Origin of the sequence: Paraburkholderia sp. FT54, from assembly GCF_031585635.1 — a bacterium.
Lineage (GTDB): Bacteria > Pseudomonadota > Gammaproteobacteria > Burkholderiales > Burkholderiaceae > Paraburkholderia.
Map to the genome: position 1 here is coordinate 1,358,896 of NZ_CP134195.1, position 22,952 is coordinate 1,381,847.

General features: G+C 62.8%; 23 protein-coding genes. 13 read left to right on the forward strand and 10 right to left on the reverse strand.

The genetic code is table 11. The features are described 5' to 3' along the window. Nucleotides 1–62: 62 nt before the first annotated feature. A complete protein-coding gene (locus tag RI103_RS06485) occupies nt 63–257 on the forward strand; it encodes a hypothetical protein (RefSeq protein ID WP_310814550.1) in 195 nt (64 codons plus the stop codon). Nucleotides 258–357: 100 nt separating this feature from the next. Here RI103_RS06485 and RI103_RS06490 read toward each other — a convergent pair whose 3' ends face one another. Next, nucleotides 358–1,062 (reverse strand): TetR/AcrR family transcriptional regulator, encoded by a 705-nt coding sequence (locus tag RI103_RS06490; protein ID WP_310814551.1) that lies wholly within the window; start codon nt 1,060–1,062, stop codon nt 358–360. Nucleotides 1,063–1,232: 170 nt separating this feature from the next. Here RI103_RS06490 and RI103_RS06495 point away from each other — a divergent pair, with 170 nt between their 5' ends. The 3 genes from RI103_RS06495 to RI103_RS06505 are packed head-to-tail and all read left to right on the forward strand — an operon-like array spanning nt 1,233 to nt 4,341. Then, nucleotides 1,233–2,150 (forward strand): SDR family oxidoreductase, encoded by a 918-nt coding sequence (locus RI103_RS06495; RefSeq protein ID WP_310814552.1) that lies wholly within the window; start codon nt 1,233–1,235, stop codon nt 2,148–2,150. Further along, complete coding sequence (locus RI103_RS06500; protein WP_310814554.1) at nt 2,147–3,820, forward strand: acyl-CoA synthetase; 1,674 nt, start codon at nt 2,147–2,149, stop codon at nt 3,818–3,820. The genes RI103_RS06495 and RI103_RS06500 overlap by 4 nt, the downstream gene beginning before the upstream one ends. Beyond that, on the forward strand, nt 3,817–4,341 hold the full coding sequence (locus RI103_RS06505; protein WP_310814555.1) for an Lrp/AsnC family transcriptional regulator: 525 nt from the start codon (nt 3,817–3,819) through the stop codon (nt 4,339–4,341). The genes RI103_RS06500 and RI103_RS06505 overlap by 4 nt, the downstream gene beginning before the upstream one ends. A gap of 21 nt (nt 4,342–4,362) precedes the next feature. On the opposite strand, the gene RI103_RS06510 is transcribed toward RI103_RS06505, so the two are convergent. Further along, nucleotides 4,363–4,773: a DUF2000 domain-containing protein gene (locus RI103_RS06510; protein ID WP_310814556.1), complete on the reverse strand. Its 411-nt coding sequence runs from the start codon at nt 4,771–4,773 to the stop codon at nt 4,363–4,365. A gap of 350 nt (nt 4,774–5,123) precedes the next feature. On the opposite strand from RI103_RS06510, the gene RI103_RS06515 reads away from it, so the two are divergent. The 5 genes from RI103_RS06515 to RI103_RS06535 all read left to right on the forward strand — a co-directional run bounded on the left by RI103_RS06515 (nt 5,124) and on the right by RI103_RS06535 (nt 8,986). Further along, complete coding sequence (locus tag RI103_RS06515; RefSeq protein WP_310814557.1) at nt 5,124–5,522, forward strand: VOC family protein; 399 nt, start codon at nt 5,124–5,126, stop codon at nt 5,520–5,522. A gap of 60 nt (nt 5,523–5,582) precedes the next feature. Further along, nucleotides 5,583–6,272, forward strand: coding sequence for a tat (twin-arginine translocation) pathway signal sequence (locus RI103_RS06520; RefSeq protein WP_310814558.1), 690 nt, complete (start codon nt 5,583–5,585; stop codon nt 6,270–6,272). Between the two features lie 121 nt (nt 6,273–6,393). Next, nucleotides 6,394–7,980: a GMC family oxidoreductase gene (locus RI103_RS06525; RefSeq protein ID WP_310814559.1), complete on the forward strand. Its 1,587-nt coding sequence runs from the start codon at nt 6,394–6,396 to the stop codon at nt 7,978–7,980. A 146-nt stretch (nt 7,981–8,126) separates the two neighbouring features. Further along, the gene (locus RI103_RS06530) at nt 8,127–8,477 is read left to right on the forward strand and encodes a ribbon-helix-helix domain-containing protein (RefSeq protein ID WP_310814560.1); all 351 of its coding nucleotides are present in this window, start codon (nt 8,127–8,129) and stop codon (nt 8,475–8,477) included. 128 nt (nt 8,478–8,605) lie between these two features. Further along, on the forward strand, nt 8,606–8,986 hold the full coding sequence (locus RI103_RS06535) for a DUF5594 family protein (protein WP_310814561.1): 381 nt from the start codon (nt 8,606–8,608) through the stop codon (nt 8,984–8,986). A 106-nt stretch (nt 8,987–9,092) separates the two neighbouring features. Here RI103_RS06535 and RI103_RS06540 read toward each other — a convergent pair whose 3' ends face one another. The 6 genes from RI103_RS06540 to RI103_RS06565 form a co-directional block, all read right to left on the reverse strand. Further along, nucleotides 9,093–11,204, reverse strand: coding sequence for a phosphocholine-specific phospholipase C (locus RI103_RS06540; RefSeq protein ID WP_310814562.1), 2,112 nt, complete (start codon nt 11,202–11,204; stop codon nt 9,093–9,095). An 80-nt stretch (nt 11,205–11,284) separates the two neighbouring features. Continuing rightward, entirely contained in the window at nt 11,285–11,611 is a 327-nt protein-coding gene (locus RI103_RS06545) for a hypothetical protein (protein ID WP_310814563.1), read from the reverse strand. Between the two features lie 134 nt (nt 11,612–11,745). Further along, a complete protein-coding gene (locus RI103_RS06550; RefSeq protein ID WP_310814564.1) occupies nt 11,746–12,591 on the reverse strand; it encodes an alpha/beta hydrolase in 846 nt (281 codons plus the stop codon). Between the two features lie 8 nt (nt 12,592–12,599). Further along, entirely contained in the window at nt 12,600–14,192 is a 1,593-nt protein-coding gene (locus tag RI103_RS06555) for a benzoate-CoA ligase family protein (RefSeq protein WP_310814565.1), read from the reverse strand. 109 nt (nt 14,193–14,301) lie between these two features. Further along, nucleotides 14,302–15,897, reverse strand: coding sequence for a 3,4-dehydroadipyl-CoA semialdehyde dehydrogenase (locus RI103_RS06560; RefSeq protein ID WP_310814566.1), 1,596 nt, complete (start codon nt 15,895–15,897; stop codon nt 14,302–14,304). An 8-nt stretch (nt 15,898–15,905) separates the two neighbouring features. Beyond that, complete coding sequence (locus RI103_RS06565; RefSeq protein ID WP_310814567.1) at nt 15,906–16,373, reverse strand: DUF4863 family protein; 468 nt, start codon at nt 16,371–16,373, stop codon at nt 15,906–15,908. 191 nt (nt 16,374–16,564) lie between these two features. On the opposite strand from RI103_RS06565, the gene RI103_RS06570 reads away from it, so the two are divergent. The 4 genes from RI103_RS06570 (at nt 16,565) to boxA (ending at nt 22,194) form a co-directional block, all read left to right on the forward strand. Beyond that, on the forward strand, nt 16,565–17,548 hold the full coding sequence (locus RI103_RS06570; RefSeq protein ID WP_310814568.1) for a helix-turn-helix transcriptional regulator: 984 nt from the start codon (nt 16,565–16,567) through the stop codon (nt 17,546–17,548). 116 nt (nt 17,549–17,664) lie between these two features. After that, complete coding sequence (boxC, locus tag RI103_RS06575; RefSeq protein WP_310814569.1) at nt 17,665–19,335, forward strand: 2,3-epoxybenzoyl-CoA dihydrolase; 1,671 nt, start codon at nt 17,665–17,667, stop codon at nt 19,333–19,335. A 136-nt stretch (nt 19,336–19,471) separates the two neighbouring features. After that, nucleotides 19,472–20,899, forward strand: coding sequence for a benzoyl-CoA 2,3-epoxidase subunit BoxB (gene boxB, locus RI103_RS06580; RefSeq protein ID WP_310814570.1), 1,428 nt, complete (start codon nt 19,472–19,474; stop codon nt 20,897–20,899). Between the two features lie 53 nt (nt 20,900–20,952). Then, nucleotides 20,953–22,194: a benzoyl-CoA 2,3-epoxidase subunit BoxA gene (gene boxA, locus RI103_RS06585; RefSeq protein ID WP_310814571.1), complete on the forward strand. Its 1,242-nt coding sequence runs from the start codon at nt 20,953–20,955 to the stop codon at nt 22,192–22,194. A 56-nt stretch (nt 22,195–22,250) separates the two neighbouring features. Here boxA and RI103_RS06590 read toward each other — a convergent pair whose 3' ends face one another. Together RI103_RS06590 and RI103_RS06595 are read right to left on the reverse strand one after the other, a co-directional pair. Continuing rightward, nucleotides 22,251–22,646, reverse strand: a complete 396-nt coding sequence (locus tag RI103_RS06590; protein WP_310814572.1) for a type II toxin-antitoxin system VapC family toxin — start codon at nt 22,644–22,646, stop codon at nt 22,251–22,253. Continuing rightward, nucleotides 22,643–22,879, reverse strand: a complete 237-nt coding sequence (locus RI103_RS06595; RefSeq protein WP_310814573.1) for a type II toxin-antitoxin system prevent-host-death family antitoxin — start codon at nt 22,877–22,879, stop codon at nt 22,643–22,645. The genes RI103_RS06590 and RI103_RS06595 overlap by 4 nt, the downstream gene beginning before the upstream one ends. Between the last annotated feature and the right edge of the window lie 73 nt (nt 22,880–22,952).

The following is a 22,952-nucleotide window of genomic DNA, read 5'->3' on the forward strand; positions in this document are numbered from 1 at the left end:
TGCTTGGCGAAACACAAAACCAGCGGCACTTCACTTCACAACCGTGGTCGCGGAGACATGAGATGAAATGGATCATCGGACTTCTAACCGTGCTGGCACTCGCCGTGGTCGTTCGGTTGGTCTCCCGCTTACCGGGTGAAGATGCGATTCGGCTCGCTGGCTATGCGGGGACCGCCGCGTTTGCGGCGCTTGTCGGGTTTTTGCTGCGCTGGCGCGCGCGCCAGCCGGGCCAGCAACGGAACAGGAGAGCAGGGTAAGGCCGCGGCGTCGCGTCGATTGTGATTGCGGCGTGGGAGAAGGAACTGGATCGGGACAAGCTCAGGGCGGCGGTAGCGTCTCGCGAGCGGCACCGTCTCCTCACTTCAAACCCGCCGCCTCGAACCGCCTCACCGCCCCGACGACATCGCTGCGCAGTTGCCGCAACGCGGCCTGCCGCGCATCGGGCGGCACGAGTGCTTGCCAGAGCAGGTCGCTCAGCGAAGCGGCGGTCGCTTCGATATCGACCGCTTTCTGTTTGCGCACCGTGTCCCACAGCACGTGTTCCATCGGTCCATACACGGCGGAGCGCAACAGACCGAGCGGCATGTCGCCGCGAATGTCGCCGCTCGCCACGCCTTCAGCCAGCACCTTCATCATGGGTGCCGTATAGCGGCGCTGCAGTTCGACGATCACATCGCCGAACTTGTCGTCCTTCTCGCGCCCCTCGGAAAGAATGAGCGCGCACAAACCGGTGCCGTCGACGGTGAGCCGGTAGAGGTGCGTCCGCACCAGATACGCGAACTTGTTGCGCGTGCCCACGATCAGCGGCAACTCGTTTTCAACCTCGGCGATGATCTCGTCGTACCAATTGCCGAGCACGCGCACGCAGAGATCGCGCTTGCTGGCGAAGTACGTGAAGATCGTCGCCTCGGACACGCCCACGCGCCCGGCAATCTCCGTCATGGTGGCCGATGCATAGCCGACTTCGGAAAACACGAGCCGGGCCGCCTCCAGAATCGCCTTGAGTCGTTGTTCGGAGCGCGCCTGCACGGGCACGCGGCGGGAGACGGAGGGCGTGTTCATCGATATCATAAAGTGGTGAGTGGTTGGCGTGAGTTGAGTCTAGCTCAAAGATTAGTGAAATACCAAGGCCACGGTTAAGGCAATAAAATTGAAGTTTCGCCCGGCATGCGGACGGAACTTGAGCTAAACTCAAAAATATCGAGAGCGCAGTACGTGAAGGAGACAGCCGAATGCCCGCAGCTTCGTCGAGCAGTTCGCCGCCATCAAGCGGCTATCGTTCAGTTTTTCGCGAAGATCTCTTCGCCGGCAAGGTGGTTATCGTCACCGGCGCGGGTAGCGGGTTAGGCCGGTGCACGGCGCACGAACTCGCGTCCTTGGGGGCGACCCTGGCGCTGGTGGGCCGAAGCGAAGACAAACTGAAAGCGGTGCAGGCCGAACTGGCCGAGGATCATCCACACACCTGCGGCCACAGGATTTATTCCTGTGACATCCGCAACGAACAACAGGTCCGCGAAACGATCGCTTCGATCATCACAGAGCTGGGCCGCGTCGACGGTCTCTTCAACTGCGCAGGCGGCCAATTTCCCGCAAAGCTCGAAAAGATTTCCTTGAACGGTTGGGACGCGGTCGTGCGCAACAATTTGCACGGCACGTTTCTGATGTCCCGCGAATGCTATACCCAATGGATGCAGCATCACGGCGGCGCGATCGTGAACATGCTGGCGGATATCTGGGGCGGCATGCCCGGCATGGGTCACTCGGGCGCGGCGCGTGCGGGCGTATGGAACTTCACGGAAACGGCGGCCTGTGAATGGGGCCACGCGGGTGTCAGAGTCAACGCGGTCGCGCCCGGCTGGATTGCATCCGCGGGCATGGACAGCTACAACGAAGACTATCAGGCGCTGCTGCGCACGCTGAAACACAAGGTCCCATTGCAGCGCTTCGGCACCGAATCCGAACTCGCCAGCGCGGCGGTGTTTCTGTTGTCGGAGGCGTCGGCCTTCATCAACGGCACGGTGATCCGTGTCGACGGCGGCGTGCCGAACGCGCGCCATTCATGGCCGCTTCCGCAAGCGGAGCGTACGATCGAATATAACGGCTTCCCTCGCTATCAACCGCCCACAGGCTTGCAGGAGCAGACACGATGAACCTCGACGGCCAGACCTACGAATCGCTCGCGGCGAACTTCGCCTGGCGCATCCCGGCGCGCTACAACATCGGTGTCGACGTATGCGATAAATGGGCCGACAGTTCGGGCCGTCTTGCGCTGATCTACGAAGATCCCGAAGGCAACGCCACACGCTATACGTTCGACCAGTTGAAGGCGCTGTCCGATCGCTTCGCCAATGCGCTGCTCGCAGCGGGCGCGCAACGTGGCGACCGCATCGGCATCTTCCTGTCGCAATCCATCGAAACGGCGATCGCGCATCTTGCTGCGTACAAAGCCGGCATGGTGGCCGTGCCGCTCTTCGCGCTCTTCGGCGTCGACGCGATCGAACATCGACTCGGCGATAGCGGCGCGGTGGCGTTGATCACCGATCACGGCGGCGTGCAGAAGGTCGACGAAATCCGCGCGTCGTTACCGGCGCTGCGCAGTGTCTTCAGCGTGGATATCGAGCAGGACAACGGCGGCCAGCAAGCGCCGGTGCGTTCATTCTGGCAGGCGCTGAACGGCGCGTCCGCCAGCTTCACGCCCGCCGACACCGGCGCCGACGATCCCGCGGTCATCATCTATACATCGGGCACGACTGGCAAACCGAAGGGCGCGCTGCACGGGCACCGCGTGTTGCTGGGTCATCTGCCGGGCGTCGAGATGTCGCAACAGGGCTTTCCCGCGCACGCCACGCTGATGTGGACGCCCGCCGACTGGGCGTGGATCGGCGGCCTGTTCGACGTGCTGCTGCCGTCGTGGCATCACGGTGTCGCGGTGTTGGCGCGCCGCTTTGCGAAATTCGACGGCCAGGCGGCTTTCGATCTGATGGCGCGTCACGCGGTCTCGCACACGTTTTTGCCGCCGACCGCGCTGAAGATGATGCGCGGCGTCGAACGTCCCGAACGCTGGAGCCTCGCGTTGCGTTCGGTGGCGAGCGGCGGCGAGTCGCTCGGCGAGGAACTGATCGGCTGGGGCCGCAAGGCGCTGGGCGTGACGATCAACGAGTTCTATGGGCAGACGGAGTGCAACGTCGTGGTGTCGTCGTGCGCGGCGCTCTTCGACCCGTGCTTCGGCGCGATTGGCCGCGCGGTGCCGGGGCACCATGTGGCGATCGTCGACAGCGATGGCAACGAACTGCCGCAAGGAGCAATCGGCGATATCGCGGTGGCCGCGCCCGACCCGGTCATGTTCCTGGGCTACTGGGGCAACGAGGCGGCCACGCGCGAAAAATTTCGCGGCAAGTTTCTCGTGACAGGCGACCTCGGTACGCGCGACGCGGACGGCTTCATCCGTTTCGTCGGCCGCGACGACGACGTGATCACGAGCGCCGGCTACCGGATCGGGCCGGCCTCGATCGAAGATTCATTGCTGCGTCACCCGGCTGTTGCGACGGCGGCCGTGATCGGCGCGCCGGATCGCGAGCGCACGGAGATCGTGATGGCGTTCGTGGTGCTGAACCCAGGCTTTACCGGCGATGAGGCGCTCGTGCGCGAGATCCAGCAGCACGTCAAAACGCGCCTCGCCGCGCATGAATATCCGCGCGAGATTCGCTTTGTCGACAGCCTGCCGTTGACGGCGACCGGCAAGGTGATCCGCAAGGCCTTGCGCGAGGGCCTGGGACAAGACGCGGGCAATCCCGCGGCCAAACCTGAACCACAGCGATGAGCGCGGGCCCACGTCCACCTTCGACTCGCAGTGGCAAGGCGCTCCGGGCGCCGGGCGCGCAATCGGGCGCGGCCTCGCTCGACGACACCGACCGCAAGCTGCTCGCGCTGCTCGCCGAAGACGCCACGCGCACTTACGCGGAACTCGGCAAGCTGCTGTTTCTGTCGGCGCCCGCGGTCCACGAGCGCGCCCGGCGATTGAAGAAGGAAGGCGTGATCAAGGCCACTGTCGCGGCTCTCGATGCCGCCAGGCTCAACCGCCCGTTGCTCGCGTTCGTGCATGTCGATACGACGAGCTGGGCGGTGACGCGGCAATTGCTGGCGCTGCAGGAGCTAGCGGACGTCGAGGAGATTCACACGGTGACGGGCGAAAGCGCGATGCTGCTCAAAGTCCGCACGCGCGACACGCAGTCGCTCGAACAACTGCTCGCGCGCATTCACGCAATCGAAGGATTTACCGGCACGCGCAGCTATATCGCGCTGACGACCTATCTGGAGCGCGGCCCGAGTCCTGAACTCTGAGCCCGACAGATGCGCGGCGTGTCACGCGTGCAGCGCGAGACCTTTTACGGCTTTCTCGACCGCCTTCTTCGGGCCGCGCACAGCGAGCCCGACGAGGTCGGGCGCATCGGCGGGTTCGGCGCGGAATACCTCGCGGTTCGCCTGATCGTGGCCGGTCGAAAACATCGCGCGCACATACACGGCGCGCGTCAATTCGCGTTCGATGCCCTGGCGAAACGCGCGCAGCAAACCCGCATTGTCCGCTTGATAAACCATCATCGGCTGGCCGAGCAGCGGCGCGTGCCGGCGGCCCGCCGCGTCCTCGTATGGCTCGCCCATCGCCTCCGGTGCCGCGCCCGCGATTCCCGTTGCGAGAAATGCGGTCACATTGAGTTTTTGCCACACGGCGAGATCGTCCAGCACGATGATCGCGACTTTCGTATCGAATTCCATAATCCGTCATTCAAAAAAGATGTCCACAACCGGATCTTATGGAAACTCGCGACGCGTGTGCATGCCCTCGACGTAAAAACGAATGCGCTTCACCGCATAGGCTTCCGGCCCCCGTCGACGTCGGGTTTTGCCTGATGCCATTCGGCGCATGCCCGCCTGAATAGTCGCGCGTGCTGCAATGCAACCTGACGCAATGCCATGTCCATTGCTGTTTGCGCAGCTGATGCGCCGACGAAAACCCGGCAATCGACGCTCCTGCAACATAGGGCAAGTCCCTGGCGCGATTTAGCCGTGCATTACCACTCGCGTGCGCGGCCTCCTAAACTGGATTCAAACAGGAGGGGACACCGATGGCCAAACTCATCCACACGATGATTCGCGTGCAGGATCTGCCGCGCTCGCTGCAGTTCTATCAAAAGGCTTTCAACTTCGACGTATCGCATCGGCTCGACTTTCCGGATTTCACGCTGGCCTATTTGCGCAACCAGGAAGCCGACACCGAAATAGAACTCACCTGGAACAAAGGCCGCGAGGAACCGTATTCGCACGGTGACGGCTATGGCCACATCGCGTTCGTTGTCGACGATGCGAAAAGCGAGCGACAGCGTCTGCTCGATCTCGGTATGGCGCCCAACGACCTGCGCGAGTTTCACAACGACAACGGCGAGCTGCTGGCGCGTTACTTTTTCATTCAGGACCCTGACGGTTACAAGATCGAAGTGCTGGAACGCTACGGCCACTATCAATAGTAAAAGTAATCCAGGCGGCCGCCGCGCGTAGTTGCAGTACCCCCACACAAGGAGACAGACATGAAGACAACGGTCATCCCGATCGTCGCGTCGGATCACGCACGCCATGTGCAGCGTCATGAGCATGAGCATCCGCATGAACACTCCCATGAAGACGGCGACGCGCAGCGCGCGGCGAAGGCTGCAGCGGCCGCGTTGCGGATTTCGCTCACGCGGCGCGAGCTATTGAGAGGCACAGGTGTGCTGATGGGCACGCTGGCGTTCTCGTCTGTACTGTCGACGCTGGCGCCGAGCCGCGCCTGGGCGCTCGAACTGCAAGGGCTGGACACGCACCAGGGCGAAGTGATTCTGGCCTTTACGCGGCAGCTCTATCCGCACCCCACGCTCGACAACGCGGTCTATGCGCTGGTGGTCAAGGACCTCGACGCGAAAGCGAAAGCCGATCCGGCGGTACGCCAGCAACTTGCGGACGGCGTCAAACAACTCGACGCGCAAGCGGGTTCCGACTGGCTCAAGCGTACGCCCGCGGATCAGGCGACAGACGTCGCCGCGCTCGCGGGCACGCCGTTCTTCAACACGATACGCAGCACCGCGGTGGTTTCGCTTTACGCCAACACCATGGCGTATGCGCACTTCGGCTACGGCGCTTCGGAAGGCGACGGCGGCTACCTGACCAAGGGGTTCAACAGTCTTTCGTGGCTGCCCAATCCGCCGGCTGCCGCCAGCGGCCCGATCCCGACGGATAGCTAGGCGAGACGACGGCTTTGCATGGGGCAGGAGTAAGCGCTAATGCGCCAACTCCTGCCGACAGCTTTGCATGGCACCAGAGTAAGCGCTGAAGCGCCAACTCTGGTCGACAGCGGAGGAAAAAATGAATCAGGACAACAACAAGGTGCGTTTTTCGCACAACGACGACAAGGTCGTCGTGATCATCGGCTCGGGTGCGGGCGGCGGCACGCTTGCCAATGAACTGGCGCAGAAGGGCATCAACGTCGTCGTGCTGGAAGCGGGCAAGCTGCATACGCAGGCCGATTTCACGACCGATGAATGGGGCTCGTTCCAGATGCTGTCATGGCTCGATAAACGCACCACGTCGGGCACCTGGCGCATCGCCAAGGACTTTCCGAATCTGCCCGCGTGGATCTGCAAGACGGTGGGCGGCACGACCACGCACTGGGCCGGCGCGAGTCTGCGCATCCAGCCATACGAGTTCAAGGCGAAGACGACCTACGGCGATATCAAGGACGCCAATCTGCTCGACTGGCCGCTCACGCGTGAAGAACTCGATCCGTACTACGACCGGGCCTCGCAGAAATTGGGCGTGACGCGCACCAACGGTTTGCCTGGCCTGCCGGGCAACAACAACTTCAAGGTGATGTCGGCCGGCGCGATGAAAGTCGGCTACAAGGAATGCAATACCGGCCACATGGCGATCAATAGCGTGGTGCGCGACGACCGCGCGCATTGCTTCCAGCGCGGCTTCTGTTTTCAGGGTTGTCGCACGGGCGCGAAGTGGTCGACGCTCTACACCGAATTGCCGCGCGCTCAAGCGACCGGCCATATGGAGTTGCGCACGCAGGCTCACGTGGTGCGCATCGAAACCGATGCGCGTGGCAAGGCGAAGGAGGTGCTCTACTACGACGGCAACGGCAAATTACAGCGACAGAAGGCACGCATCGTCGCGGTGGCGGGCAATTCCATCGAGACGCCGCGGCTTCTGTTGAACTCGCACTCGAGCAAATTCCCGCAAGGCCTCGCGAACGGCTCGGGCCAGGTGGGCCGCAACTACATGCGTCACACCACGGGCTCCGTGTATGCGGTGTTCAACGACAAGGTGGATATGTTCAAAGGCACCACGATGGCCGGGATCATCGAGGACGAAGCGGCGTTCAAGCCGCAACGCGGCTTCGCGGGCGGCTATCACATGGAGACCGTTTCGCTCGGCCTGCCGTTTTACGCGGCCTTTCTCGATCCGGGCGCATGGGGTCCGACGTTCGCTCAGGCGATGGATCAATACGCGTACACGGCGGGCATGTGGATCGTCGGCGAGGATATGCCGCGCGAGAGCAATCGCGTGACCTTGAATACGGACGTGAAGGATCAATACGGCCAGCCGGTTGCCAACGTGCATTTCGACGATCATCCGAACGACGAAGCGATGCGCGAACACGCATACAAGCAGGGTACGGCGGTGTACGAAGCGGCGGGCGCGAAGACGGTGTATCGCGTGCCGCCGTATCCGTCCACGCACAATCTCGGCACTGCCCGCATGAGCGCGCGCGCTGAAGACGGCGTGTGCAACCGCTTCGGCCAGACGCATGAAGTATCGAACCTGTTCATTTCGGACGGCAGTCAGTTCACCACCGGCGCGGCGGAAAATCCGACCTTGACGATCGTCACGCTGGCGATCCGCCAGGCTGATCACATCGCTGCGCAGATGAATAAACGCACGGTGTAAGCGGTCCGACGGGGTAGGAGCGGCGTTCGGGTTCGATGCGATTGTCGAGCGGCGGATGCCGGCGTATGTTGACGACGGCGGCCGGCGTGCCGTGGCTGCATGAAAAGCGCCACGGCGCGCGCGCCTCGAAACCGGGAGTAAACGTTATGTGTGGGATATACATCAACGCGGATCCGATCCTGTATGAATCGCGCACGCGCTCGTTGCGCATTCACGGCGTGATCACCACGGTGCGGTTGGAAAATCTGTTCTGGGACGTGCTGCACGAAATCGCCGCGCGCGAAAACATGACGACCAGCCAGTTCGCCGTGAAGCTTTACGACGAACTGATCGCGCTGCGTGGCGAGATGCCGACTAACTTCGCGTCGTTTTTGCGGGTGTGCTGTTTGCGCTATCTGTCGATGCGCACGGAGAAGGGTGCCAGTGCACCTGATGCGGTGCCCGAGCCCGCGGCCGCGCTGAACGAAACGAAGCCGCGGATCCTGAAGACGGTTTGAAGCCAGAGGGCAAATACGAAGCCGCTGCGCCTCCATGGGCGCGAGGCGGAGATGCCGCGACACAAGCGGCGGGTGCCTGCCCGCGTGCTAGGATGTTCAGCTGATCACGCGTAAAGCTGGAGACCTGGATGCGTCCGGAGAGTGCCGCCCGTTTCGATCAAGAGTTCGCGCCTCGCATCGCCGAGGCGATTGCCGCCTGTTTCGCTACTACCGTGCATACCGAAGTGCTCCCGTACGGCGGTCATGGGCATCCCACGCGCCTGCGGATTCATGCAACGCCCATCGAAGACATGCGCCAATATCCGCATCCGCTGAATCTGTATCTGACCTGGGACAGCGACGAAATCGAGAGACTGATGGACGCGCAAGGGCAGGCGCGTTTCGCCGGCTATCTGGCGGCGCTGCCGCGCAAGCTCGCGGCCTGGAACCATGCGCGCGAACTGGATTTTCTCTCGCATACGCAGGCCGATCCGGTGGCCTTGATCGGCGGACTCGACTTCGAGTCGTAAGCGCACACGCGTGTGGCCTGAGCACCAGGGAAGCAGCATGAAAAAACGGCCGCTGCGTTCTCGATCGCAGCGGCCGCTGTATTTCACCGAAACGTTCGGCTGAGGCTTAACTGCCCAGCGCCGGATCGCTCATGCTGCTCTTGCCGGTCTCGACGTGTCCGGCAAAGCGCCGTGCGAACAGCGGATCCGTATTGACCGTAATGGCAAGGTCGTACCAGCCGTGGGCGTTGCGCAGATCGAGGTAGACCTGGTCGGTATCCCCGCCGCGCACCGTCTGCCTGATTACGTTGTCCGGATCGTAAGCGTTGACGATCTTGAACTGGGAAGGCGCGCTGCCCACGTTCTCGAGGCGCAATTGCAGATTGCCGTTCGCGACGTCATACCCTTCCTCGACTTCAGGCCGCGCGATGTCGGAGCCGCTCCACCAGTTGCGCGACACCGGCTTGCCCGCGAAGCGGCGCAGAAAGCCATTCGGGCCGTACACGGTGAAATCGTAGCTACCGTCGGCGTTCAACGGCAACTGATCCTGCAGTCGCTTGCCGGCTTCGACCGTATAGGTGCGCGGCGCGTCGAGACTTTGAGCGGCGTAGACGAGAAACACCGCGCCGGCGCGGCCCGTGTTGACGAAACGCATCGTGAGCTGGTTCGTCGCGCCTTCGCCATGCACGCGCACGAACAACTCGTATGGCACCGCGCGAGCGGGGCGCACGCCGGGTTCCTGTTTCGGTACCGCCTGGATTGCCGGCGGCATCGGCACGTAATCCGGATGGCGATCCTGATCCGGCGGCACGTAGCCGCTCGTGCCCGGCAGCGTCGGGAAGGCCTCGTTGGGATTGCTGAAGTTGAACGCCGACAGCAGGTCGCCGCAGACCGCGCGGCGCCACGGCGTGATGTTCGATTCGCCGAGATTGCTCTCGTTACCGAAACGCTTTTCGATGAAGCGGATCACCGACGTGTGGTCGAACAGTTCCGAGCAGACGTAGCCGCCTTTCGACCACGGCGACACGACCAGCATCGGCACGCGCGGTCCGAGTCCGTATGGGCCGGCGGGAATATTCGCATTGCCTGGATAGTTTTCGTTGCTGGTGTCGACGGTGGACAACCCGTTCGCGCTCGACGACGGTGCGAACGGCGGCGACACGTGGTCGAAGAAGCCGTCGTTCTCGTCGTAATTGATCAGCAGAACCGTCTTGCTCCACACCTCGGGATTGGACGTGAGAATCTGCAAGACCTGATCGATGTACCACGCGCCGTAGTTCGTCGGCCAGTTCGGATGCTCGGAATACGCTTCGGGCGCGACGATCCACGACACTTGCGGCAACGCGTTGTTCTGCACGTCGCGCTTGAGAATATCGAAGAAGCCGTCGCCCTTCGCGGCGTTGGTGCCGGTGCGCGCGTTGTCGTACAGCGGATTGCCGGGCTGCGCGTTGCGGTACTGATTGAAGTAGAGCAGCGAGTTGTCGCCGAAGTTGCCGATGTACGGGTTCTGCGTCCAGCCCCAGGCGCCGTTCGCGTCGAGACCGATGCCGATGTCCTGATAGATCTTCCACGAGATGCCCGCGTTTTGCAGCACTTCGGGATACGTGGACCAGCCGTAGCCGAGCTCGGCGTTGTCGATCACGGGACCGCCGCCGTTGCCGTCGTTGCCGGCCCAGCCGCTCCACATGTAGTAGCGGTTCGGGTCCGTCGATCCCATCAGCGAGCAGTGGTACGCGTCGCAGATCGTGAAGGCATCGGCGAGCTGATAGTGAAACGGAATGTCTTCGCGCGTGAAATAGGCCATCGTTGTGGCGCTCTTGGCGGGCACCCATTGATCGTAGCGGCCGCCGTTCCACGCAGCGTGCGTGCTGGTCCAGTCGTGCGCGAGATCCTGCAGGAATTGCAGACCCAGATTGGGCGCGGTCGGGCGGAACGGCAGCACGAAGCCGGCATCTGCCGCGAGCGGTTGATACCAGACAGGCTTGCCGTTCGGCAGATTGATTGCACGCGTGTCGCCGAAACCCCGGACGCCCTTGAGCGTGCCGAAGTAGTGGTCGAACGAGCGGTTTTCCTGCATCAGCACGACGATATGCTCCACGTCGCGAATGGTGCCGGTTTGGTTGTTGGCGGGAATGGCGAGCGCGTTGCGGATGCCCAGCGGCAACATGCTCAGCGCGGTGGCGGACCCGGCTGCATGCGCGGCGGAGCGCAGAAAATCACGGCGATTTTTTGAAGTCATGGTATTGGCTTTCGATCTTCGGTGAAGGAACGATGCACGCGACGTGCGAGCCTTTCCGCGCGTCGCGTGACGCGCGAAACTCAGTCGACGGTGTGAATGACGGGTGTGGCGAGCGGCGTCGACGCGGCGGCGGACAATGCCGGGTCAACGCTTGATGCAGGTAAGGCAGGCGTTTGAATCATCAGTGCGGCAGGAGCGGGTGAAGCGGAATACGGATTCGCCGACAGCACGGCGGTGGGGTTGCCGTTGCCGGCAGGGCTCTCGGTAGAACCAGCCGCGCTCGTGCCTGGTGCTTTGTCGTCGTCGTTGCCGCATGCGCCGAGCAACATGCACAGCGACATGGCGGCCAGTGCACCTGCCAAACGTTTGCGTTGCAAGGTAATTGATGGGTTCGACGCAACAGACATGGCAATGTCTCCGGCACAGGGAAGATGCGCGAGGGCTTCGGTGTGCCCAGGTCAGCGATGCGAGAGAATAGTCGCTTACCTGTGTAACTTTTGTGAATACGTGGAAATTTGGGTATTTGTTGAGAATTGCGCGGCTAGCGTTGATTCAAAACGAATGCCGCAATGGCTTCGTTCAACGGCCCCGGCGCGTCGCGATGCGGCGAGTGTCCACAAGCGTCGAGCTTGACCAGGCGCGCATGCGGCACGTGTAGGGCGATGGTATCGATCTGGGCCATCGTGCCGTAGTTGTCGTCATGCCCTTGCACGGCGAGCAACGGCTTGCGAATAGAGGCCAATTCTTCCGCGATCGACCATTGCCTGAAGGCCGGATTCAACCAGATGTCGTTCCAGCCATAGAACGCGGAATCGACGTCCGCGTGATAGCGGCTGAGCTTGCCGCGCAGGTCGGTGGTTTCGTAGAGCTGTCGGGTCTGCGCGATGCTTTCCACCGAAATATCTTCGACGAAGACATGCGGCGCGATCGCCACCGCGCCAGCCAGTTCGTCGGGATGGAGCGCCGCGTACAGCAGCGTGATCGAGCCGCCGTCGCTATGGCCGATCACCCACATGCGCCCGCGTTCATGCATGTCGATATCGAGTGCGTCGAGCAAGGCGGGCAGGATATCGCGCGCCTGCGCTGTCATGAAATCGATGGGCCACTTCACTTCATGCGGGCGCGGCGTGGAGAGCCCGTAGCCGGGTCGCGAATAAACGAGCCCGCGCATGCCGAGCCGCTCGCACAGTACTTGCGGCCAGTCGCGCCACATCGCGATCGAACCGAGGCCTTCGTGCAGGAAGACGGCGATCGGCGCGTCGCCGGCCGCGTCATTCACCCAGCGATACTCGATGCGCAACGGCCCTTGCGACGCGGTAGCGGGCAAATCAGCAAAGTCGCTGGCGGCGGTCGTGTCGGCAACGTTGCCCATGGCGGGGTTCTGCATAAATCACCCTATGACTGCTCGCGCAGTTTGAAGCGTTGAATTTTTCCGGTTGCGGTCTTCGGCAGATCGTCGACGAACACGATATCGCGCGGATATTTATGCGGCGCGAGACGGTCCTTCACGAAGGCCTTCAACTCATCCGCGAGTATCTCAGACGCCGCGAATTCACGCTTCAACACCACGAACGCGCGAGTCTTGACGAGGCCGCCGTGATCGACGCCAACCACTGCCGCTTCGAGCACCGCGTCGTGTTGCACCAGCACCATTTCCACTTCGACGGGCGAGACGTATTGGCCGCTGACCTTCAACATGTCGTCGCTGCGGCCCGCGTAGACATAGCAGCCGTTCGCCAGCCGGCAGTATTTGTCGCCGCTGCGGATCCATTCACCCAGAAAGGTGGCGCGCGTCTTCTCGCGGTTGTTCCAGTACATCACCGCGGCGCTCGGCCCTTTAATGTACAGATCGCCGACTTCGCCATCGGCCACCGCATGACCGGCATCGTCGCGCAACTCGACTTCGTAGCCCGGCACCGGGCGGCCCGTCGTGCCGTATTCGACCGCGCCCGCGCGATTAGACAGGAAGATATGCAGCATTTCGGTCGAGCCGATGCCGTCGAGAATCTCGCAGCCGAAGTGCGCGGTGAAGCGCTCGCCGATTTCGCGCGGCAACGCTTCGCCCGCCGACGTACAGATGCGCATCGCGACGTCGGCGCGCGCGGGCAGATTGGGCGACACCAGCATGTTCGCGTAGAGCGTGGGCACGCCGTAAAACACCGTCGGGCGATGTTTGACGAGGCGCGTGAAAATCGCGTCGGCGGTGGGGCGCTCCGCCATCAGTATCGCCGTGGCGCCGACCGACAGCGGAAACGTCAAGCCATTGCCGAGACCGTACGCAAAGAACAGCTTGGCCGCGGAGAACACCACGTCGCTCTCTTCGATGCCGAGGATCGGCTTTGCATACAACTCAGCGGTCCAGTACAGATTCGCATGGGTGTGGACCGTGCCCTTCGGCTTGCCGGTCGAACCGGACGAATACAGCCAGAAGGCAATGTCGTCGCAACCCGTTGCGGCGGCTTTGGCGGCGGGCGCGGCGGCATCGATCAGTTCTTCGAGCAAGGGCGCGAGAAGCGGCTCGCCCTCACACGGCTGCGAGACGATCAACTGACAACCGTCATGTTCGGCGGAATCCAACGCCTGCGTCACGTTCTGCAGCAACGCGCCCGAGGCGATCACGGCGCGTGCGTGGCTATGCGTGAGCATGTACACATAGTCGGCCGGTGTGAGCAGCGTGTTCGCGACGACCGGCACGACGCCCGCGTAGAGCGCGCCGAGAAAGGCCACCGGCAGCGCGACGGTATCGAGCATCACGAGCAGCACGCGCTCTTCGGGATGCACGCCGAGCGTGCGCAGCGCGCTCGCGAAGCGTCGCGCGCGTTCTTCCAGTTCACCGTAAGTGGTGCTGCCGGTGTCGTCGATATAGGCGGTCTTGGCGGCGCGCGTCTCGTTCAGTCGAAACAGGTAGGCCGCGAAATTGAATAGCGCGGGCGGCGGTTCGACTGTCGCGGCGGCCTGGTTCGCCGTCTTGTCCAACAGGGCTTCCATGTGTCTCCTCCATCGGGTGGGCGCGGTCCGGCTGTTCTGTGCTCATGATCCGCTCGATGCTTGCAGGCTAGTGGGCGTGCCCGGTCCTTGTCGCTAAACCCGTGCGCTGTCAGGCCGCGGGTAAGTGAGTCGTTTGCGTCAGTGCGTCGATTGCCGCGCTCGCCGCCTGGATAGCCGAGCGCCGGTGATAGAAACCCAGCGCGCGCAAGCCGCCGAGTTCCTCGCCGCCGCCTGCGCGCCCAGGGCCGCCGTGCAGGGACATCGGCATCACGTTGCCGTGACCGGTTTGACTCTGCTGGACCGAGGGCGAAATGGCATGCACGCGGCCGTGCGAATCCGCGAGTTCCAGCGCAAGGCGGCCGAGATGCGCGTCGTCGTTCGAATAGATCGAGGCGACGAGCGATCCCTGGCCGCGTCGCGCGAGAGCGACTGCGTGCGTTTCGGGCAGTGCGTTTGCGTCGGTGGCGACGCGATAGGGTGCCACGCTCGCCACCGGTCCGAATACTTCGAGGTCGTGCAACAGCGTCGCGCTATCCGGATCGTTGACGACGAACAGATGCGGCGCGATGCAGGCGGCGATGTTTGCGTCCGCGTCGATGAGCGGCACAGCCGAGCCGTCGTAGGCGAGCACCGCTTCTTCGCGCAGCGCCGCGATGCCGGCCAGCACGTTCTCGTATTGCTCGCGGCTCACGAGTGAACCCATGCGCACGGCGTCGTTGCGCGGATTGCCGACGGTGATTTTCGCGAGCTTCGCCTTGAGTGCTTCGAGCACGGCTTCAAGTGCCGCTTCGGGTACGAACGCGCGACGGATCGCCGTGCATTTCTGCCCGGATTTCACGGTCATTTCCCGCACCACTTCCTTGATGAACAGGTCGAAGGCAGGTGTGTCGGGCGTGGCGTCGGCGCACAGAATCGCGCTGTTCAGACTATCGGCTTCGACGTTCAGACGCGCGCCGCGCTGCACGAATGCCGGATGCGCTCGCAAGGTGGCGGCGGTATCCGCGGAGCCTGTGAACGACACCACGTCGAAGGATTGAATCTGATCGAGCAGGCCCGCCGAGCTGCCGCAAATCACCGAGAGCGCGCCGGGCGGCAGAATGCCCGCGTCGACCACATCGGCGACCATGCGTTGCGTGAGCCAGGCGGTTGCCGTGGCGGGCTTGACGATGACAGGCACACCCGAGAGCAAGGCCGGCGCGGCTTTTTCCCACAAACCCCACGACGGAAAATTGAACGCGTTGATAAAAAGCGCGACACCGCGTGTCGGTGTGAGCACATGCTGCACGCTGAACGATTGATCCTTGCTCAGCGAGACGGTGTTGCCGTCGCGCAGTGCATGCACCTCGCCGAGAGACGCGCCGAGTTTCGCGTAATACGACAGCGTGAAAATGCCGCCGTCGATATCGACAGCCGAGTCGTTGCGCGTGGTGCCAGAGTTCGCGGTGGCGATCGCGTAGTAGTCGTCGCGCTTTGCCTGCAGCAGCTTGACGATATCGGCGAGACGGGCGGCGCGTTGGGCGTAGGTCAATAAACGCAACGCGGCGCCGCCGTCTTCACGCGCAAAGCCGAAGGCGCGTGCGGGATCGAGGCCCTCGCTCGATACGCGCACGAGCGCAACGCCCGTCACCGGATCGGTGAGCGTGACGCCTGCGCCGCCGCCGGCGATCCAACGTCCGGCCACATGGTTCTTCAGGAGTTCGGTCATGGCGGCGCTCAGGTGGGAGTGAATTCGATCGCGCCTTGCGGCAGCAGATACAGCACGAGCGCCTCGCCGTTCGCCACCGTCGGACGATGCGCGGAGCCGGGCCCGTACACGCACCAGCCGGCCGGATGGCCGTCGAACGTGGCGCAGTCGGTGAGCGGCATGATCAGATCGATCTCGCCGTTCGGGTGAACATGATGCGGCCCGGCAATATCCTTCATATCGACGACGTCGACGGAAAAGCCGTGCGTCTCGGGCAGCGCCTTGAAGACGCGGCCGTAGCGAATGCCTGCGCCTTCGCGATTGCACAGCCAGCCTTCGGCGACGCCGGTTCGGCATGCCTGGGCAAGCTCGCGGAACGTGTCGCCGTCGGCGGGATAGGCGTCATTCAGCCAGGCCGCCAGCTTGCCGTCGAGCGGCCGGCAGGCGAGTTGTTCCGTGACGCCCGCAATCAGGCGCTGGAATTCATGTGGGGACATGCGAGCCTCCAGATCGGCGTTTGACCACCACACGCACGTTAATGCATGCGAGCCGTTGCGCCATCTCCGTGACGCTGCCGAAAAATCTCGACAGCGTTTGTTATTGGATCAATATTTGGCGAAAATTAACCGTTCACTCAGTGTCTGTCAAGCACTATAGTACATGTATCGCAGTTAAGAGGTAGCAAAACATGAACCCAAATTACACTCCTGCGCCGCTGGACGATTCCACCGACGACGAAGCCGGCCGCGCGGAACGCGCGCCGGAGCGCGGCGGCGAACGCGAGGAACGCGATCCCTTTCTCACGGCGATGGGCGAACGCGTGCGCCTGCTGCGCGCGCGCCGCGGCATGACGCGCAAGACACTGGCAACGGAAACCGGCCTGTCGGAGCGGCATCTGGCGAATCTGGAATCGGGCGTGGGCAACGCGTCGGTGCTGGTGCTGCGGCAGATCGCGGGCACCTTGAACTGTTCGCTGGCCGAGGTGATCGGTGACGAAACCACCGCGTCCGCCGAATGGCTGCTGATCCGCGAATTGCTGCAGGGCCGCGATCAGGCAGCCTTGCAGCGCGCCCGCGTGGCGCTCGCCGAGATGTTCGCGCAGGCGCCGCGCGACCCGCATCGCAAGGACCGGATTGCCTTGATCGGCCTGCGCGGCGCCGGCAAGTCGACGCTCGGGCGGATGCTCGCGCAGGAGCGCAAGGTGCCGTTCGTCGAGCTCACGCGCGTGATCGAGCAACTGGCCGGCTGCCCACCGTCGGAGATTCATTCGCTATACGGGGCGGCCGCTTATCGGCGTTATGAACACCGGGCGCTCGAAGCCGTGATTCAGGAGCACGAGCGCGCGGTGATCGCGTCGCCGGGCGGGCTGGTGTCGGAGTCGGGCACCTTCAATACGTTGCTGTCGCACTGCTATACGGTGTGGCTGCAGGCCGCGCCGGAAGAGCATATGCGCCGCGTCGTCGCGCAAGGCGATCTGCGGCCGATGTCCGGCAACAAGGAGGCGATGGACGACCTGAAGCGCATCCTGGCGGGGCGCGGCGAGCTATATGGCCGCGCCGACATGACCTTCGACACCAGCGAAAAAACCTTGGCCGACGCCTACTTGCAGCTGCGCGACCGCCTCGCGGCAAGACTCGCCGCGGAATCGCCAGATGAGGCGCGCGTGAGCTAGCGTGCATTTTGGTGCCAGGGTTTACGAGCGAACATGCACTAAAGTGCTTTACATGGGTTTGGCTATGCACTATTGTTCAAAAACAGAGTTTGCATCGTCCAGTCAGGAGACGCCCCATGTCCACAGCAGAAAACGCCGTCGCGCCGGTCGACTACCGCACCGATCCCTCGCAGTACAAGCATTGGAAGCTGAGCTTCAACGGTCCCGTCGCCACGCTCGGCATTGATATCGCCGAGGACGGCGGCATTCGTGACGGCTACAAGCTGAAGCTGAATTCGTACGACCTCGGTGTCGACATCGAATTGCACGACGCAATACAGCGCATCCGCTTCGAGCATCCCGAAGTGAAAACCGTGGTGCTGACGAGCCTGAAGGATCGCGTGTTCTGCTCGGGCGCCAACATCTTCATGCTGGGTCTCTCCACGCATGCGTGGAAGGTCAACTTCTGCAAGTTCACCAACGAAACGCGCAACGGCCTGGAAGACTCGTCGCGCTATTCGGGCCTGAAGTTTCTGGCGGCCGTGAACGGCGCCTGCGCGGGCGGCGGCTATGAACTCGCGCTCGCTTGCGACGAGATCTATCTGGTGGATGACCGTTCGTCGTCGGTCTCGCTGCCGGAAGTGCCGCTGCTCGGCGTGCTGCCCGGCACGGGCGGCCTCACGCGCGTCACGGACAAACGCAAGGTGCGGCACGATCGCGCCGACATCTTCTGCACGGTGGTCGAAGGCGTGCGCGGCGAGCGCGCGAAAGCATGGCGTCTGGTGGATGAAGTCGTGAAGCCTAACCAGTTCGATCAGGCGATCCAGGCGCGGGCGCTCGAACTCGCCGAGCAGAGCGATCGTCCCGCGGACGCACAGGGCGTTGTGCTCACGCGTATCGAACGCACCGATCGCGAAGACGGCCTCACTTATAAGACGCTCGACGTCACGATCGATCGCCCGAGGCGCATCGCGACGTTCACGGCCAGGGCGCCGCAAACCGAACCGCCCGCCGATATCGACGCCATCGTCGCGGCCGGCGTGAACTGGTGGCCGTTGCAATTCGCCCGCGAACTCGACGACGCGATCCTGTGCATGCGTACCAACGACCTCGCGGTGGGCACGTGGGTCTTCAGGACGGAAGGCGACGCCCGCAATCTGCTCGCCGCGGACGCCTCGCTCATGCAACACAAGGACCACTGGTTCGTGCGCGAGACCATCGGCCTGCTGCGCCGCACGCTGGCGCGTATCGACGTCTCGTCGCGGTCGCTGTTCGCGCTGATCGAGCCGGGTTCATGCTTCGCCGGCACCTTCGCGGAACTCGCGTTCGCCGCCGATCGCACTTACATGGCGGCGCTGCCGAGCAATGAAGAGGAAGAGCCGGCCATCACGCTGTCCGAAGTCAACTTCGGCCTCTTTCCGATGGTCACGCATCAGTCGCGTCTCGCGCGGCGTTTCTACGAAGAAGCCGAGCCGCTCGATGCCGTGCGCGCCCTGATCGGTCAGCCGATCAAACCGGTCGAAGCCGAGCGTCTCGGTCTTGTGACCGCATCGCCCGACGACATCGACTGGGCCGACGAAATCCGTATCGCGCTCGAAGAGCGCGCCGCGATGTCGCCGGATGCCCTGACTGGACTCGAAGCGAATCTGCGCTTCAACGGCCCGGAAACGATGGAGACGCGCATTTTCGGCCGTCTCACCGCGTGGCAGAACTGGATTTTCAACCGGCCGAACGCAGTGGGCGAAAAGGGCGCGCTCAAGGTGTACGGCAAGGGCAGCAAGGCGCAATTCGACGTCTCGCGCGTTTGATGCGTATCTGATGCGGCATCTGATGCGCGCTTGATGGGCGTCTGAACGCCACCCACGCAACGAGCGCGAGACAGGACGCCACCGGCCCGATACGCGCCCCTCACCGTCATTGCAGTTTCCGAACCAGGAACCGACCATGTCATCGATCAACTACAGCGAAAAGATTCCGAACAACGTCAACCTCGCCGGCGACCGGGCGCTACAGCGCGCGCTCGAACAATGGCAGCCGAATTTCCTCGCGTGGTGGGGCGATATGGGCCCGGAAGGCTCGCACGGCTACGACGTGTATCTGCGCACCGCGGTGAGCGTCGACGCGGGCGGCTGGGCGCATTTCGATCACGTGAAGATGCCCGAGTACCGCTGGGGCATTTTTCTGACGCCCGGCGAGCAGGACCGCAAGATTCACTTCGGCGAACACAAGGGCGAAGCGGCCTGGCAGGACGTGCCCGGCGAGCATCGTGCGAACCTGCGCCGCATCATCGTGACGCAGGGCGATACGGAACCGGCTTCGGTCGAGCAGCAGCGTCACCTCGGTTTGACGGCGCCCTCCATGTACGACTTGCGCAACCTGTTCCAGGTGAACGTGGAGGAGGGCCGCCACCTGTGGGCGATGGTGTATCTGCTGCATCGCTACTTCGGCCGCGACGGCCGTGAGGAAGCCGAGGCATTGCTCGGCCGCCGTTCGGGTGACGACGACAATCCCCGCATTCTCGGTGCGTTCAACGAGAAAACGCCCGACTGGCTCGCGTTTTTCATGTTCACGTACTTCACCGATCGCGACGGCAAATTCCAGTTGTCGGCGCTTGCGGAGTCGGGCTTCGATCCGCTCGCGCGCACCACCAGGTTCATGCTGACCGAAGAAGCGCATCATATGTTCGTCGGCGAGTCGGGTGTGTCTCGCGTGATCCAGCGCACCGCCCAGGTAATGAACGAACTCGGCACGGACGACGTCGCGAAGATTCGCGCGGCCGGCGTGATCGATCTGCCCACCATTCAGCGCTATCTGAACTTCCATTACTCGGTCACGATCGACCTGTTCGGCGCGGATCATTCGTCCAACGCGGCCACGTTCTATAGCTCGGGCCTCAAGGGCCGCTACGAAGAAAACAAGCGCGACGACGATCATCAGTTGAACGGCCAGAGCTACAAGCTGCTCGATGTGCAGGACGGCAAGCTGGTCGAGCGCGAAGTGCCGATGCTCAACGCCATGAACGAAGTGCTGCGCGACGACTACATCAAGGATTCGGTGGCGGGCGTGGGGCGCTGGAACAAGGTGCTCGAAAAGGCCGGCATCGATTTCCGCATGACGGTGCCGCATAAAGCGTTCAATCGGCAGATCGGCACGTTCGCGGGTACGCGTGTGTCGCCCGACGGCCGCGTGGTCAGCGAAACCGAATGGGCCGCCAACGAAGCGAAATGGCTCGCCACGCCTGAAGACCGCGCTTACGTCGCGTCGCTGATGGGCCGCGTCACGGAAGCGGGCAAATTCGCCAACTGGATTGCGCCGCCCGCGATGGGTGTCAACCGTCAGCCGGTCGATTTCGAATACGTGCGCTTTAACTGAGTGCGCGCGCGGCGCGTGGCAGGCTTACGCCGCATCTCAAGGTGGAGGAAGTCATGAACGGCCCAGTATCGATCGAAGTTCTCAGGCAGCATCTGATCGATCCGGAAATCTGCATTCGCTGCAATACGTGCGAAGAGACTTGCCCGGTCGATGCGATCACGCACGACGACAACAACTATGTGGTCAAGGCGGATATCTGCAACGGCTGCATGGCGTGCGTGCCGCCGTGTCCGACCGGCGCGATCGACAACTGGCGCACGGTGCTGAAGGCCGACGCGTATCCGATCGAAGAGCAGTTCACGTGGGACGTCCTGCCGGAACAGAACACGATGGCCGTGCCCGCCGCGGACGAGTCGCCGGGTGCGGGCGCATCGGGCGATACGCCGGCCGAGGCGAGCGGCATCGAAGTGGATACCGTGCGCGGCTCGGTCGTGCCGCCGTGGTCGGCCGCGAAGCCGTACGTGAATCTCTACACGCACAAGGAGCCGACTACCGCGATGGTGGTCGGCAACTACCGGCTCACCGATGGTTCGACCGACAGCGATATTCATCATATCGTGCTCGATTTTGGCTCGATGCCGTTTCCGGTGTTGGAAGGCCAGTCGATCGGCATTTTGCCGCCGGGCGCGAGCGCCGACGGCCGTACGCATCACGCGCGCCAGTATTCGATTGCGAGTCCGCGCGATGGCGAACGGCCCGGCTATAACAACGTCTCGTTGACGGTCAAGCGCGTCTCGCAGCAACACGGCGATTCGACTGACGGCGTGTGTTCGAACTACCTGTGCGATCTGAAGAAGGGCGACGTCGTCAACGTGATCGGCCCGTTCGGCGGCACGTTCCTGATGCCGAACCATCCGAACTCGCATCTGCTGATGATCTGTACCGGCACGGGTTCAGCGCCGATGCGCGCAATGACCGAGTATCGCCGCAGGCGCCGCCTGAAGGGCGCGACCGGCAAGCTGATGCTGTTCTTCGGCGCGCGGACCAAAGAAGAGTTGCCGTACTTCGGGCCGCTTACGAATCTACCGAAGGATTTCATCGATACCAATCTGGCGTTTTCGCGCACGCCGGGTCAGCCGAAGCGTTATGTTCAGGACGCTATGCGCGAGCGCGCGGTGGACGTGGCGCAGATGCTCAAGGACGACAACACGCATATCTACGTGTGCGGATTGAAGGGCATGGAGGATGGCGTGCTGCAGGCGCTCAAGGAGATTGGCGAGCAGCATCAACTGGATTGGGAAGCGCTGTGGGTGAAGTTGAAGAAGGAGGGGAGGCTGCATCTGGAGACGTATTGACCGGATGGTGTCCGGTCGCGAATCGCGGCACGGGCTTTGTTTGCCCGCGCGGTATGTCACCAGATGGTCTTGACGTGCGGGTAGGCGCGGATCTTTTCGTCCTTCGTGATGAGCGGAACTGCAAACTTGCGCGCCGTCGCAACGATCATTCGGTCAGCGGGGTCTTTGTGGAACTCGCCCGGCAGATCGACTGACTTCGTTGCGATTTCAACATCGACCGGTACTAAGCGTACTGCTTCAATCGCGGAAACCGTGGCGAGCCAACTGGTCACGTCCATGGACAGCGCGAGCCTTTCCCGTTCCACCAGCATGGCAATCTCCCATGCGGAGATGGCTGAGACGAGGATTTCGCCGCCTGCCAATTCGTGCGTAATAGCCGTTTTTGCTTTCTTGCTCAAAGTCGGATCGCCCGCGACCCACCAAACCAGAGTGTGGGTGTCCAGAACGATCACTGCGCGGACTCCCAGTCGTCTTCTCCCACAGGCTCGGTCGGATCGTCGTAACGCAAAACCGTGCCTCGCAACACCTCGAGCGGGCTGCGTTCGACGCCGCGATAAGGGCGCACTTCCACCGCGGGTTTGCCATGGTCCGTAACAATCACACTTTCCCCCGAAGATTCCACTTGCCTGAAGAATTCGAGCGCTTTGGCTTTGAATTCCGATTTCGATACCAGATTTCCCGGCATGATATGTACCTATAGTCAGATGTCTATAGTCATAATTATAAGATGGAAACCGAAATATCTATAGCGATGAAAA